We start from the raw sequence: 12,932 nt of genomic DNA, 5'->3' as shown, positions 1-12,932 counted from the left end.
CTCCATCCTGTCAAGTGCTTCAACCGGGCAAAACCGCTTACCACGCCGCTTATTTGCTGCGCTTGAAAACCGCCGGGTTTTCGGCGCCGCTCACCTTAATCTGGGCAATGGCGCCCTTGTTGAAGGCCCGGTAAATCGAGTGGTCCACCAGGTTCAGCACGCCCGGCACCTGCAACGACATTTCGACGACGCTGGAGCCGCCGGCCGGAATGAGCGTGGTTTGCACGTTGTGGTTCACGGCGCTGCCGCCTTCCATGTACACCTTGTCGAATATCTCGCCGATGGCGTGGAACGACGATACCAGGTTGGGGCCGCCGTTGCCCACGAACAGGCGCACGTTTTCGCCTACGTTGGCCTGCAACGCGTTTTTGCCGGTAGTTGAGCGCACGCGGCCATTGAACAGCACGTAGTCGGCCTGCTCCTTGATGGCCTTTTCCTCGTCGAAGGGCTGGAGGCCCTGCGCCTCGAACTTGCCCTTGGTGTAGAAGTCGCCCTGCATCAGGTAAAACTCGCGGTCGACTTTCGGCAGGCCCTCGGCGGGCTCCACCAGAATCAGGCCGTACATGCCGTTGGCAATGTGCATACCCACCGGGCCGGTGGCGCAGTGGTACACGAACAGGCCGGGCTGCAACACCCGGAACTGGAAGTTGGCGCTCTGCCCCGGCGCCACGTTGGTGGCTTCGGCGCCGCCGCCCGGGCCGTTCACCGCGTGCAGGTCGATGTTGTGCACCACCTTGCTGTCGGGCGCATTTTTCAGGGTGAAATCAACCAAATCGCCGACCCGCACCCGGATAAACTTGCCGGGCACCTTGCCCCCGAAAGTCCAGAACGTGTACTCCGTGTCGTCGGAAATCTTCATCACCTTCTCTATCACCTCCAGCTCTACCATCACCTTTTTGGGCGTGTTGTAGGTGAGGGGCTTGGGCACCAGCGGGGCGTCGGTGAGCTCGGCCGTAACGGTGCCGGTCAGCGGGGCATTCAGGTCGACTGCGGTGGTGTCGGCGGCCTTGTCTTTGCCGGCTTCCTGGCAGGAAAACAGGAGCACGGATGCGGAAAGAGCCGTTGCCAAAAGGCCGGTTCGGGCGCGGGAGAAATCTGTTGGGAGACGCATACTCGGGTAGTTGTGAAGTTGAAAGGGAGGACTTTACCCGGGCGCATGCCGGCAAAGCGGCGGCCGCATAAATTCCCGAATGGCCCTTCCGGCTGCCTGGCCAGTTGAGCCGGCCAGCCGGAAGGGCGTCCGGCAGGAGAGGGTTAGTTTTTGGCTACCAGCGTACGCATGTACTCCAGCACCTCGCGGCCCTCGGTTTCCGACAGGCCCTGGTTGGGCATGCGCACCATGCACTGCTCCAGGGCTTTCTGGGCCTCCGGATCGGTGTCGAGCATCTTGTCGGTGTGGACTATCATGTTCATAATCCACTCCGGCTGGCGATGCTCCGTAATGTTCGCCCAGCCGGGCCCTACCACGCGGTTGGCGCCCATGCTGTGGCACGACTGGCACTTGAGCTCGGCAATGGCCTTGCCCTTGCCGGCCATGGCCTTATCGACGGTGGGGCTCAGCTTCACCTGGTCGGCGGTGAAAATGCCGCTGGCCGCGCCGCCGGTTTCTGTTGCCGCATCGGCCTTGGCCATGGCTTCCTTGCCGGCCGGCGAGTCGTAGATGCTGCCCGAGGTGGCCGTCGTGTCCTCGACCGGGGCGTCGCTGCCGCCGCAGGCGCTGAAAGAAGCGCCGCCCGCTAGCAGCGCCGCCGCCAGAACCAGCGAGCGGAGGGAGGTGGGAGTGATTGAAAATGCCATAGTGTGATGAATGGGAAAAAGGTGAATGAAAAAAAAACAGGATAGCGGAGGAAGAAATAAGCCCCCGGCCCGCCGCTGCCTGGCTGTGCCGGTGGCGGCGACGGGCCGCTGGTGGCAGGTGGTGGCGCGCAGAAGGAAGCGGGAAACGGAGCGGAAAACGGCCATCCGGGCGTTGCTGCGCACGAAATCAAGGGCTGAGGAAAAGCTCATCCGTCAGCTCCTCAAATCTAGGCTGCCAGGTGGCGGCTTCTTATGACAGAAATCATATGCCCGCTTGATAGAAATCAGAAGTCCGCCCTCCCAAACCCGATAGTTTTACAGCTACTGTCTCTCAACCTACCCCGCCCCGCATGCAACTACTGCCTGATTCCTGGCCGCCAGCTCGTCGGTGGGTTCAAGTCGCGCTTATCAACCTGGTGGTGGCAGCCTTGCTGGGGGCCCTGATGCGTTATATTTTCCTGTGGGAAGTGCCCGGTGTGGAGTACCGCAACATCATGCACGCGCACAGCCACGGGGCCATGCTGGGCTGGGTGTACCTGGTGCTGTTTACGGGCTACGTGCTGCTGGCCGGGCCGGCGCGGCGGGTCTACACGTACCTGTTCTGGGCCACGCAGCTTACGGTAGTGGCCATTTTCGTGCTGTTTGCTTTGCAGGGCTATTCGGCCAGCTCCATTGCCGCTACCTCGCTGCACGTGCTGCTTTCGTACGTGGCGGTGGCCCTGCTCTGGCCCGATTTGCGCCGCAGGCTGGCCGGCACGGTCGCCCTGCCGTACCTGCTGGCGGGTCTGGGCAGCATCGTGCTGTCTACGCTGGGGCTGTGGGCGCTGGGCATCATCATGAGCTCGAAGCCGCCCAACATGACGCTGTTTTACCTGGCCATTCAGTTCTTCCTGCACGGGCAGCTCAACGGCTGGTTTATGTTCGGCACGCTGGGGCTGGTAGTGGCGTACTTCGAAAAGCAGCAGCTGCCCCTGAACCGGCCCCGCCTGCGGCAGGCGTTCATTCTGCTGCTTTGCAGCCTGCTGCCTACCTATGGCCTGGCCGTGGCCTGGGCCGAGCGGCACCCTGCCATTTATGCGGTTACGGCGCTGGGTGTGCTGTTGCAGCTGCTGGGCGTGGTGCAGTGGCTGCGGGCCGTGTGGCCGGCCCTGCAGCAGCTTACCGCCCGGCTTGCTCCACTGCTGCGCGGCCTGTGGGCGTTTGGTATTGGCTCGCTGGCTTTTAAAGCGCTGGTGCACGCGGCCGTGGCCGTGCCCTACGTGGCGGTTATGTCGTTTACGGTGCGCAACTTCGTGATTGGGTTTGTGCACCTGGTTACGCTGGGCGCCACCACGCTCACGCTGCTGGCGCTGCTGCACGGGCAGGGGCTGCTCTCGTTGCGCGGCCGGGTGGCCCGGCTGGGGGCCTGGCTGCTGCTGGCCGGCTTTGTGCTCACGGAGATGCTGCTGTTTCTGCAGGGCCTGATGCTCTGGCTCGACTGGAGCTTCATCCCATCCTACCACACGGTGCTACTGCTGGCTACGCTGCTGCTGCCCGCCGGGGCGCTGCTGCTGGCGCTCAGGGCGGCCCGGGCCCCGGCCTCAACGGATCCTGGTGCGCAGCCGCTGCCTCAATACGCAGCCCACTCGCCTGTCTCCGCTAATGGCAGTGCCGATACCGCTGCCAATCGATAAAACGAAGGCGGCCTGAACGGATAAAGCCCGCATTATCAGGTCGAAAGATGCCCGGGTTCCTGCTTTCTGTTTGCCTGGGGCACACTCAGCCCATCCAGCAATGTCCCAAAAGGCATGCGTGCTCCGGGAGGGAAAGCAGGTCGGGGAGGGGCGGCATGTAGGCACTGCTGCTATCGGGCTAAGTGGCAATACTGGCCGGCAAGCCTTAGCTTGCCGGCTTCCGAACAACCATCGTATGCTGCTGCCACCCCCTACTTCCCTCGCCGAGCTGGCCCTGCTGTTTCTGCGGCTGGGCGCCACTGCCTTCGGTGGGCCGGCCGCCCACGTGGCCCTGATGGAGGAAGAGGTAGTGCGCCGCCGCGGCTGGCTTACGCAGCAGCAGTTTCTGGATTTGCTGAGCGCGGCCAACCTCATTCCGGGGCCCAATTCCACCGAGCTGGCCATTCATATCGGCTACGAGCGGCGCGGCTGGGCGGGGCTGCTGGTGGCCGGCACCTGCTTTATCGTGCCGGCCATGCTTATCGTGATGGTTTTTGCCTGGGCCTACGTGCGCTTTGGCACGCTGCCGGCCATGTCGGGCGTGCTGTACGGCGTCAAGCCCGTTATTGTGGCCGTGGTGGCGCAGGCGCTCTGGAGCCTGGGCAAATCGGCGCTCAGTACCTGGGCGCTGCGCCTTATTGCGCTGGTTGGGCTGGCGTTGAGTTTGCTGGGCGTAAACGAGCTGCTGCTGCTTTTCGGGGCGGGCGCGGCTACGGGCGTGTTGCGCTGGCCAACGTTGGAACACAAAAGAGTACCGCCGGCCCTGGTGCTGCTGGTGGGCGCGGTGGCCGCCATGGCCCTGCTGCCGCTGCTGCTGGGTTTGGGGCCGGGGGCCGCTTCTGCGGCCGGGGCCGCTGCTCCGCTGGGGCTGCTGCCGCTGGGGCTGGCCTTTGTCAAAATCGGCTCGGTGCTCTACGGCAGCGGCTACGTGCTGCTGGCCTTCCTCGACGCCGATTTGGTGCAGCGTTTCCACTGGCTCACCCAGGCCCAGCTGCTCGACGCGGTGGTGGTGGGGCAGGTGACGCCGGGGCCCGTATTTACCACCGCCACCTTCGTGGGCTACGTGTTGCAGGGCTGGCGCGGGGCGCTGGTGGCCACCACGGGCATCTTTCTGCCGGCCTTTGTCTTTGTGGGGCTGAGCAGTCAGCTGGTACGCCAGCTGCGCCAGTCGCCGCTGGCCGGGGCTTTTCTCGATGGCCTCAATGCCGCGTCCTGGGCCCTGATGGCGGCCGTTTCGGCCACGCTGGCCCGCACGGCCTTGCTCGACCTGCCCACGCTGGCCCTGGCCCTGGGCAGCGGCATCCTGCTGCTGCGCTACAAAATCAACTCGGCCTGGCTGGTACTGGGCGGGGCGGCCCTGGGCCTGGGCTTGCAGCAAGCCGGCCTGTTGTAAGTCTGCATTCAACAACCAAACACAGCAGCCCCCACGAAACGACCTCATCCGCTCAGGGATTGGTGCCGTTCCGTGGGGGCCTGACAGACCAGAGGGATGCCCTGGCAAGCTGGCGCTGCCTTTAAAGGTCGGCTTGTGGGCTGGCCCTACAGCGTTTTCAGCAGCTTGAAAACCTTGCGCTTGCTCTTGCCGAGCTTGGTTTTCAGGCGCTCCATCAGCTCGTGGCCCCTGCCTTCCACATAGGTTAAGTCCTCGTCGGTAAGGTGGGTGTAGGCTTGTTGCAGCTTGTCTTTGAGCAGCTTCCAGTCGCCTTGCAGGCGTAGCCGTTGGTCGGTGCGGAAGTCGCGGAACTGGCGGCGGCGCTCCGTGCTCCGCTTGGAGTACAGCAGAATTCCCACCACTGCTCCTACGCCGGCGCCGGCCAGGGAAGTGAGCAATACTTTACCGGTTGCTTTTTTACGGGTTTCACACGTCATCTTGATCGAATTTAAAAGTGAATAATAAAGCCTCAGACCAATACTGGTGCTGGGCGTCTGAAGTTCAGCAAAGGTGGCGCCCCACCCGCCCCGGTGCCTTGACTATTACCCGCCCCCCAGGATGATGTTCGTCAGGTCGGGGCCAGGCAGCCGGCCCGCAGCCGGCCGGTGTGCCGGATAAAAGCGGCCGCGGCTTCCATAGGCCGGAAATTGCGCTGACCTTTGCGCTTCATTCCCCAAGCGCCCGGCCGTGACGAACGAAACCCTGCAAGACGAGAAAGAATACCTCGAAGAAATCAAGGAGCAGCTCACGCTGGCCATCCGGCGGGTCGATGGCTCGGTGAAGCAGTTTTCCGACGAGCTGCGCGAGAAAAAGGAGTACATCCACGAGCACCAGTCGGGCATGGACGAGGCCGATATGGTAGCCGCCGGCCAGTCCATCAACCGCATGGCCTTCACGGGCGAGGCCGCCGTAACCCGCAAGCGCAAGCTGCTCAAGCTGGGCCAGTCGCCCTACTTTGGCCGCCTCGATTTCGCCGCCGCCGGCCAGGCGGCCGCGCCGGTCTACATCGGCATCTACTCCTTCTTCGACGAGCAGCGGCGCACCAACCTGATTTACGACTGGCGGGCGCCCATCTCATCGATGTTCTACGATTTCGAGCTGGGTGAGGCGTTTTACACGACGCCCTCCGGCACGGTGCGCGGCACCATTGAACTCCGGCGCCAGTACAAAATCCGCGACGGCCGGCTGGAGTTCATGCTCGACAGCGACGTGAACATCCACGACGACGTGCTGCAACGCGAGCTGGCCAAATCGTCGGACGACAAGCTCAAGAACATCGTTGCCACCATTCAGCGCGACCAGAACGCGGTGATCCGCAACGAGGAGGCGGCGGTGATGGTGATTCAGGGCGTGGCCGGCTCGGGCAAAACCTCCATTGCCCTGCACCGCATTGCGTTTCTGCTCTACCGCTACCGCGAAACCATTGCCGCCTCCGACATCCTCATCATCTCGCCCAACAAGGTATTTGCCGACTATATCTCCAACGTGCTGCCCGAGCTGGGCGAGGAGCACATTCCGGAGTTGGTGATGGAGGAGCTGGCGGCCGACCTGCTCGAAAACCGCTACCGGTTCCAGACCTTTTTCGAGCAGGTTTCGGCCTTGCTGGAGCAGCACGACCCGGCCTTCATCGAGCGAATCCGGTTTAAGTCGTCGTTCGATTTCCTGAGCCAGCTCAACCAGTACCTGCTGCACATGGAGAACAGCTACCTCCGGTTTCAGGACCTGCGGGTGGGCAGCACGGTGGTTCCCAAGGCCATTATCGAGCAGAAATTCCGCACCTACCACCGCGTGCCGCTGCTCGGGCGCTTTGCCCTGGTGGCCCAGGATGTACGCGACTACGTGCGCCACGCCGCCGGCCGCAAGCTCAGCGGCCGCGAGAAGGGCACGATTGGCGAGGCCCTCAACCGCATGTTCCGCTTCCACAACGTGCTCGACATCTACCGCGACTTTTACCGCTGGGTGGGCCGGCCCGAGCTGCTGCGGCTGGAGCCGGGCGCGCCGCTGGAGTACGCCGACGTGTTTGCCCTGATTTACCTGCGCATCCGCCTGGAAGGCATCAGCACCTACGCCCACGTAAAGCACCTGCTGATTGACGAAATGCAGGACTACACGCCCGTGCAGTACGCCGTGCTCTCGCGCGTGTTCACCTGCCGCAAAACCATTCTGGGCGACGTGAGCCAGACGGTGAACCCCTACAGCGCGTCGTCGGCCGAAACCATCGAGCGGGTGTTTCCGCAGGCCGATGTGGTGCGGCTCTACCGCAGCTACCGCTCCACGCTGGAAATTACCGCCTTCGCGCAGCGCATCGTGCCCAACCCCCACATCATCCCGCTGGAAAGGCACGGCCCGGCGCCGGCCCTGGTGCGCTGCCCCAGCCCGCAGGCCGAGCTGGACACGATTAAGCAGCTGCTGGAAGCCTTCCACGGCTCGGGCAATCAGTCGCTGGGCATCATCTGCAAAACCCTGCCGCAGGCCGAGCAGGTATACGAGGTGCTACAAGGCCCTAATGTCCACCTGCTCACCGACGAATCGTCCTCTTTCCAGGAGGGCGTCATCATCACCACGGCCCACCTGGCCAAAGGGCTGGAGTTTGATGAGGTGATTGTGCCGTTTGCATCCGCCCAAAACTACCGGACGGAGGTAGACAAGAGCATGCTGTACGTGGCCTGCACCCGCGCCATGCACCAGCTCACGCTCACCTACACCGGCGAGCTTACCACGTTCGTGGCCTGAGTAGGCTTATGCATCAGCTGGTTGCGCGGCCGGCACGATGGGGGCCGTGGCCGGGTACCAGCGGCGGCGCAGCCAGAACGCCACGTTCACCAGGGCAATAAGGGCGGGCACTTCGATGAGCGGGCCGATAACGCCGGCGAAGGCCTGCCCCGAGTTCAGGCCGAACACGCCAATGGCCACGGCAATGGCCAGCTCGAAGTTGTTGCCGGTGGCGGTGAAGGCAATGGAGGTGTTCTCGGCGTAGCTGGCGCCCAGGTATTTGCCGGCCGCGAAGCTGAGCAGAAACATAACGCCGAAGTACAGCGCCAGCGGCAGGGCAATGCGCAGCACATCCAGCGGCAGCTGCACAATGGTTTCGCCCTTGAGGCTGAACATGACCACGATGGTGAGCAGCAGCGCGATTAAGGTGAGGGGGCTGATGGCCGGAATAAACACCTGCTCGTACCAGGCGTCGCCCTTCAGGCGGCGCAGCACGGTGCGCGACAGAAAGCCGGCCGCGAAGGGAATGCCCAGGTAAATGAGCACGCTTTGGGCAATTTGGCCAATGCTGATGTTCACCGCGTAGCCTTCCAGCCCGAAGTACGGCGGCAGCACGGTGATAAACAGCCAGGCCAGCACCGAGTAGAACAGCACCTGGAAAATGGAGTTGAGCGCCACCAGCCCGGCGGCGTACTCGCGGCTGCCGTCGGCCAGCTCGTTCCACACCAGCACCATGGCAATGCAGCGGGCAATGCCAATCAGAATCAGCCCCATCATGTACTCGGGCTTGTCGGGCAGCAGCCAGATGGCCAGAAAGAACATCAGCAGCGGCCCCACCAGCCAGTTCAGAGCCAGCGAGAGGCCGATGATGCGCGTGTTACGAAAAACCGTGGGCAGCTGCTCGTATTTCACCTTGGCCAGCGGCGGGTACATCATCAGAATCAGCCCCACAGCCAGCGGCACGTTCACGGTGCCCACCGAAAAGTAGTTGACCACGGCATTGATGCCCGGCACGAAGTAACCCAGGCCCAGGCCCACGCCCATGGCCAGAAATATCCACAGCGTCAGGCCCCGGTCGAGGCCGGAGAGCTTCTTTTGAGCCAGCGTAACGGGGGCGGCCGCGGCCGGTAGGGGGGGGAGCGGGGGCATAACTGAATGACGGAGTAAGCAAAAAGACCAAGGCCCGGAAGGTGGCAGCATGCCCTGGCAGCAGGGCAACCAGCCCCTCAGAGTATGGCCGTCGGTAATAAATGCACTGGCGGTGTGGTACTACCGCCAAAGCAGCCGCTAAACCGGGTCGAATTTACGCTGGCAGCCGGTTGGTTTCGGTAAGCAAGCCAGTTCAGGAGCGCCGGTATAGTGCCGGGCCAAAGAAAAACGCACCTGTAGGCTGCGGCTGGGTTGGCACCGGCCGCCGGTTTGCCAGCCGCTGCTCCGGACTAGGATGAGCCGGCCGGTTAGTTGGCGGCCGACGACCCGGGCCGGGCGTCGGCAATCGGTTGGTAGGGGCCGTACTTGTGCTGGCGCTCCGAAAAGGCGTCGGCGTAGGGGCCGAAGGGATGGTCCACGGGCTTTTTGCTGATGTCGGGCCAGTCGTGCGGGGTTTGCAGGTGGGGCCGCGGCTGCGAGTTCACAAACGCCGCCACGTCCCAGGCCTGCGCGTCGGTCAGCTGCGGATGGTCGAAGGTGGCCCCGAAGGGCATGGCCGCCTTCACGTATCTGGCCAGGTTGCTGATGCGGTACAGGCCGGCCCCGTCGTTGTAGCTGTGCGGCCCCCACAGCGGCGGATACTGGTATTCGCGCCCGTCGGCCAGCAACTGGCCCTGCCCCTCGGGGCCGTGGCAGCTTTGGCACTTGGTGGCAAACACCGCCTTGCCAATTACCGGGTCGGTGGCGCGCGGCAGGTAGGCGAGCGGGGTGAGGCCGGTGCCGTACACCTTCTGGCCCTTGGGAATGCCCTGGCCCAGCCAGTTCAGGTAGGCCACAATGGCGCGCATCTCGCGGCTGCTGTCGGCCAGCGCCCGGCCGTTGAGGCTGCGCTCCAGACAGCCGTTCACCCGCTGCTCCATTGTTACCACGGTGGCCGAGCGGGCCCGCAGCTTGGGGTAGGTGGCGGCCACGGCCAGGTAGTTGTTGGCAAACCCCTTGGTGCCAGCGTCCAGGTGGCAGTTCTGGCAGTTCATGCCGTTGCTGAGTTGGGCCACCGAGCCCTGCGGCCCCAGGTAGCGGGCGGTATGGGCAACCAGGGCGCGGCCGTAGCGAATCTGCCGGCCGGCCGCCGTGCGCGGAATCGTGGCCGTATCGGGCGCGGGCGTGGCCGGGCGGTGGTAGCTGCCGGGCAGCGGCGGCCCCTGGCGGGCCTCATCGGCCGCCGCCCGCGCCGGGTCTGCCGCCGGACCGGGCCCGTAGTAGCGGGTCAGCACGATGGCCACCACCAGCACCAGCAGGGCCGTCAGCAGCAGCAACACCCGCACCAATCCCGAAAGGCTCGCTCCAAGGTGTTGCTTCGCTGGTTCCATGGCAGGCGGGGGCTAAATGACTGGCTGCCGCCGCCGCCAGGGGCTTACATCGGCAGCCGCTCGCGCAGGGCGCTGTAAGTCCAGGTGCCGGCCAGGGCGGCCAGAATCAGGACGGCGGCGCCGGCCACGCCGCTGCCCAGCTGGGCGAACATGGGGCCGGGGCAGGCGCCCGTCAGGGCCCAGCCGAGCCCGAAGATAGTGCCCCCAATCCAGACGCCGTGGCTGTACTTCTTATCGGCAATGCGGATGGTTTCGCCGTTGATGGTTTTGAGGTGGTTGCGCTTGATGAGCTGAATCGAAAGCAGCCCCACCACAATGGCCGAACCGATAACGCCGTACATGTGAAAGCTCTGGAAGCGGAACATCTCCTGGATGCGCCACCAGCTCACGACTTCGCTTTTGGTGAGAATAATGCCGAACAGCACGCCCAGCACCAGGTATTTCAGGTTTTTCATGATAAAGAATAAGGGAAGAAGTTAGGCCCGCTTAGCCAGCAGGCGCACCACCTGGGCCGGACCGGCGTGGAAGCTGCCCTCGTGGAGCACCACGCCCAGCTCCCGGTTTTCGAGCACCTGGAGGCCGGCGAAGTCAGTGGCCAAATCGGCCGGCTCGTAGAGCGAATCTGCCGTTTTGGGGCCGCCCGAGAGCAGGCCCAGCTGGCGCGGGCTGAAGGCTTCGAGCAGCAAATGCCCGCCCGGCGCCAGGCTGCTGGCGGCGGCCGCGTGCACGGCCTGGCGGTCGGCGGTGGGCAGGTGGGCGTAAATCAGCCCGATGGCGTCGTAGGCACCGGTTTGCTGCCAGCTCAGGTCGGTCAGGTCGGCCACCTGATAGTTAAGGTGCACGCCCTGGGCCACGGCCAGGCGCTGGGCTTTGGCGCGGGCCTCGTCGCTGAAATCGATGGCCGTTACCTGCCAGCCGCGCCGGGCGGCGTACACCGCGTTGCGGCCTTCGCCCTCGGCCAGCAGCAGCAGGCGGCCGGGCGGCAGCAGGTCGAGCTGGCGGCGGAAATAGGCGTTGGGGGCGGTGCCGTAGGCGTATTGCTCGCTTTCGTAGCGCTCATTCCAAAAATCTGCGGTGGCGGGCAGCGAGGCTGGGCTCATGGGGTAGGGGAGTTAAAACATGAGGGGATACAACACCCAGGTCATCAGCAGGCCGCCGACGAAAAAGGCTACAACGGCTACCAGCGACACCCATTGCAGGTTGGAAAGGCCCGAAATAGCGTGGCCCGAGGTGCAGCCGCCGGCGTAGCGCGTGCCAAAACCCACCATAAAGCCACCCAGCACCAGAAACACCCAGCCCTTCCAGTTGCCCAGGTTTTCGAGGGCAAACAGCTCTTTAGGCAGCAGGCCCGAAAAGTCGGTCAGGTGCAGCTGCGCCTTCAGGTCGCGCACGGTTTCGGCCGAAATAGCCACCACCTCGGGGTGGCCCAGCACCTGGTAGCCGATAAAGCCGCCCAGAACGATGCCCAGCACGAAAAACAGGTTCCAGCTTTCGGCCCGCCAGTTGTAGTTCAGGAACGGAATGCCCGCGGGCACGCAGGCGGCGCACACGTGCCGCAGCGAGGAGCTGATGCCCAGCGCCTTGTTGCCAATGAGTAGCAGCGCCGGCACCGTCAGGCCAATCAGCGGGCCGGCCACGTACCAGGGCCAGGGCTGACGAAGTAATTCGAACATGAGAAAGCAGAAAAAGTAAGCTCAGACCGAGGCCACCAATTGGCGGCGGAAGGAGCAGAAAAGGAAATTCTGGGTGGTTTGAAACGGTGTAAGATGGTCTTCGGTGCGGCAGCGCAGCTTCCGGAAACCCCGGTGCAGCTGCTCGGTTAGCTGCTGCTCGCTGTACTGGCGGATGGGCAGCCCGCCGCACGCGGTGGGACCCGCCGGCGAGAACGTGCCCATGGTGAGGTAGCCGCCGGGCACTACCGCCGCCCGGGCCAGCGCCAGGTAGCGCTCCACATCGGGGGCGGCCGTCAGGAAATGAAACGCGGCCCGGTCGTGCCAGAGGGCATAGGTCTGGGGTGGCCTGAAGTCGCGCACGTCGGCTTCCAGCCACTGCACGCGGCTGGCGGCGGCGGGCCCCAACCGCTGCCGTGCCCGGCCCAGCGCCGCCCCCGAAATATCAAGCACCGTCAGGTTCTCGTAGCCCTCCGCCAGCAGATAATCTACCAGCCTGCTGTCGCCGCCGCCCACGTCGATGATGGGGGCCTGCCGGGGCAGCGCGAAGCCCCGGATAAATTCGAGCGAGGTGGCGGGCACGGCCTGGGTCCAGCTAACCTGATGAGGCTGGCGGGTGTCGTACACGGTTTCCCAGTGCTGCTTGGCACCGGTAGCAGTCGGAGTTGCCATCTGCCTAGCGCTCCAGCGGCTCCGACCAGTCGAGCACCCCGCCCAGCATATTGGCCACGTTGGCAAAACCGGCCTTGGTGAGTTGCTCGGCGGCTTTGGCCGAGCGGGCGCCGCTGCGGCAGTACACGTAGGTGGGCCGGGTTTTATCCAGCGCCGCCGCGCGCTGCGCATAGTCGGGCGCCGTTACGTCGATGTTGATGGCGCCGGGCAGGTGGCCGCCGGCAAACTCGTCGGGGCGGCGCACGTCGAGCAGCACCGTGCCGGGCCGGCGCCGGGCCTCGGCAAACTGGGCGGGCGTGAGGTTCTGGTAGGCCGGGGGCGAGGATTTAAAGAAATTCAGCATGAGAAGACCAAAGAAGAGAAGAAAGAGCAGCGCGGCCACCAGGAGCGGCCGCCGCCGCGAAATAGCGTTCGGCAC

The 12,932-nt window shown here is 64.4% G+C and carries 13 protein-coding genes; 3 read left to right on the top strand and 10 right to left on the bottom strand.

The genetic code is table 11. From position 1 onward, the window contains the following. Positions 1 to 49: 49 nt before the first annotated feature. Together nirK and BMY67_RS10615 are read right to left on the bottom strand one after the other, a co-directional pair. Entirely contained in the window at positions 50 to 1,045 is a 996-nt protein-coding gene (gene nirK, locus BMY67_RS10620) for a copper-containing nitrite reductase (protein ID WP_245744994.1), read from the bottom strand. A 209-nt stretch (positions 1,046 to 1,254) separates the two neighbouring features. After that, complete coding sequence (locus tag BMY67_RS10615) at positions 1,255 to 1,797, bottom strand: c-type cytochrome (protein WP_092771697.1); 543 nt, start codon at positions 1,795 to 1,797, stop codon at positions 1,255 to 1,257. 350 nt (positions 1,798 to 2,147) lie between these two features. On the opposite strand from BMY67_RS10615, the gene BMY67_RS10610 reads away from it, so the two are divergent. Together BMY67_RS10610 and chrA are read left to right on the top strand one after the other, a co-directional pair. After that, complete coding sequence (locus tag BMY67_RS10610; RefSeq protein WP_143069779.1) at positions 2,148 to 3,470, top strand: hypothetical protein; 1,323 nt, start codon at positions 2,148 to 2,150, stop codon at positions 3,468 to 3,470. A 235-nt stretch (positions 3,471 to 3,705) separates the two neighbouring features. Further along, the gene (gene chrA, locus BMY67_RS10605) at positions 3,706 to 4,902 is read left to right on the top strand and encodes a chromate efflux transporter (protein ID WP_092771220.1); all 1,197 of its coding nucleotides are present in this window, start codon (positions 3,706 to 3,708) and stop codon (positions 4,900 to 4,902) included. A 146-nt stretch (positions 4,903 to 5,048) separates the two neighbouring features. On the opposite strand, the gene BMY67_RS19485 is transcribed toward chrA, so the two are convergent. Then, positions 5,049 to 5,339: a CsbD family protein gene (locus BMY67_RS19485; protein WP_092771218.1), complete on the bottom strand. Its 291-nt coding sequence runs from the start codon at positions 5,337 to 5,339 to the stop codon at positions 5,049 to 5,051. Between the two features lie 289 nt (positions 5,340 to 5,628). Between BMY67_RS19485 and BMY67_RS10595 the strand changes: the two genes are divergently transcribed. Then, entirely contained in the window at positions 5,629 to 7,674 is a 2,046-nt protein-coding gene (locus tag BMY67_RS10595) for a HelD family protein (protein WP_092771216.1), read from the top strand. 6 nt (positions 7,675 to 7,680) lie between these two features. Here BMY67_RS10595 and arsB read toward each other — a convergent pair whose 3' ends face one another. The 7 genes from arsB to BMY67_RS10560 form a co-directional block, all read right to left on the bottom strand. Next, positions 7,681 to 8,802 carry an ACR3 family arsenite efflux transporter gene (gene arsB, locus BMY67_RS10590; protein WP_092771214.1) on the bottom strand — a complete coding sequence of 374 codons (1,122 nt, stop codon included), beginning with the start codon at positions 8,800 to 8,802 and terminating at the stop codon, positions 7,681 to 7,683. A 308-nt stretch (positions 8,803 to 9,110) separates the two neighbouring features. After that, positions 9,111 to 10,172 (bottom strand): c-type cytochrome, encoded by a 1,062-nt coding sequence (locus tag BMY67_RS10585; RefSeq protein WP_092771212.1) that lies wholly within the window; start codon positions 10,170 to 10,172, stop codon positions 9,111 to 9,113. Positions 10,173 to 10,216: 44 nt separating this feature from the next. Continuing rightward, positions 10,217 to 10,627 (bottom strand): DUF6691 family protein, encoded by a 411-nt coding sequence (locus BMY67_RS10580; protein WP_092771210.1) that lies wholly within the window; start codon positions 10,625 to 10,627, stop codon positions 10,217 to 10,219. A gap of 21 nt (positions 10,628 to 10,648) precedes the next feature. Beyond that, a complete protein-coding gene (locus tag BMY67_RS10575) occupies positions 10,649 to 11,272 on the bottom strand; it encodes a class I SAM-dependent methyltransferase (RefSeq protein WP_092771208.1) in 624 nt (207 codons plus the stop codon). A 12-nt stretch (positions 11,273 to 11,284) separates the two neighbouring features. Beyond that, positions 11,285 to 11,845 carry a YeeE/YedE family protein gene (locus tag BMY67_RS10570; RefSeq protein WP_143069778.1) on the bottom strand — a complete coding sequence of 187 codons (561 nt, stop codon included), beginning with the start codon at positions 11,843 to 11,845 and terminating at the stop codon, positions 11,285 to 11,287. A gap of 21 nt (positions 11,846 to 11,866) precedes the next feature. Then, positions 11,867 to 12,514, bottom strand: a complete 648-nt coding sequence (locus BMY67_RS10565; RefSeq protein WP_092771206.1) for a class I SAM-dependent methyltransferase — start codon at positions 12,512 to 12,514, stop codon at positions 11,867 to 11,869. Positions 12,515 to 12,518: 4 nt separating this feature from the next. Then, positions 12,519 to 12,857, bottom strand: a complete 339-nt coding sequence (locus tag BMY67_RS10560) for a rhodanese-like domain-containing protein (RefSeq protein WP_143069777.1) — start codon at positions 12,855 to 12,857, stop codon at positions 12,519 to 12,521. Positions 12,858 to 12,932 lie beyond the last annotated feature (75 nt).

It is taken from the genome of Hymenobacter actinosclerus (assembly GCF_900111515.1).
Classification (GTDB): Bacteria; Bacteroidota; Bacteroidia; order Cytophagales; family Hymenobacteraceae; genus Hymenobacter; species Hymenobacter actinosclerus.
This window is presented reverse-complemented; position numbering and strand designations above follow the sequence as displayed.

Coding starts and splice junctions, on each gene's coding strand:
- BMY67_RS10615 (WP_092771697.1), bottom strand. CDS start 1,797: ATGGCATTTTCAATCACTCCCACCTCCCTCCGCTCGCTGGTTCTGGCG.
- BMY67_RS10585 (WP_092771212.1), bottom strand. CDS start 10,172: ATGGAACCAGCGAAGCAACACCTTGGAGCGAGCCTTTCGGGATTGGTG.
- BMY67_RS10565 (WP_092771206.1), bottom strand. CDS start 12,514: ATGGCAACTCCGACTGCTACCGGTGCCAAGCAGCACTGGGAAACCGTG.
- BMY67_RS10610 (WP_143069779.1), top strand. CDS start 2,148: ATGCAACTACTGCCTGATTCCTGGCCGCCAGCTCGTCGGTGGGTTCAA.
- arsB (WP_092771214.1), bottom strand. CDS start 8,802: ATGCCCCCGCTCCCCCCCCTACCGGCCGCGGCCGCCCCCGTTACGCTG.
- chrA (WP_092771220.1), top strand. CDS start 3,706: ATGCTGCTGCCACCCCCTACTTCCCTCGCCGAGCTGGCCCTGCTGTTT.
- BMY67_RS10580 (WP_092771210.1), bottom strand. CDS start 10,627: ATGAAAAACCTGAAATACCTGGTGCTGGGCGTGCTGTTCGGCATTATT.
- BMY67_RS10560 (WP_143069777.1), bottom strand. CDS start 12,857: ATGCTGAATTTCTTTAAATCCTCGCCCCCGGCCTACCAGAACCTCACG.
- BMY67_RS10575 (WP_092771208.1), bottom strand. CDS start 11,272: ATGAGCCCAGCCTCGCTGCCCGCCACCGCAGATTTTTGGAATGAGCGC.
- BMY67_RS10570 (WP_143069778.1), bottom strand. CDS start 11,845: ATGTTCGAATTACTTCGTCAGCCCTGGCCCTGGTACGTGGCCGGCCCG.